This window comes from Photorhabdus sp. RM96S (assembly GCF_042879335.1).
GTDB classification, from domain to species: domain Bacteria; phylum Pseudomonadota; class Gammaproteobacteria; order Enterobacterales; family Enterobacteriaceae; genus Photorhabdus; species Photorhabdus kayaii.
Map to the genome: position 1 here is coordinate 1 of NZ_JBHFKT010000300.1, position 223 is coordinate 223.

Below are 223 nucleotides of genomic sequence, written 5' to 3' on the forward strand. Positions count from 1 at the left end.
TGCCAGCCGGGATATCCAGCTCTCCTCCAGCCAGAACACCGAACAGACCACCGGTAAAAACAGCAGCCGCGGTGGCTCACTGGGCGTCGGTTTGACTGCCGGACCGGGGGGCACGGGTATTAATCTCTCCGTCAGTACCAACCGCGGTAAAGGCAGTGAAAGCGGCAACGGCGTCAGCCATAATGAAACTACGCTGGATGCAGGACAAACCGTCACCCTCAAC

1 protein-coding gene is annotated in these 223 nt (G+C 59.2%); it reads left to right on the top strand.

Annotated features, from left to right (window positions below):
• On the top strand, nucleotides 1-223 hold a 223-nt coding region (locus ACGF49_RS25450; RefSeq protein WP_387493637.1), incomplete at both ends, for a hemagglutinin repeat-containing protein.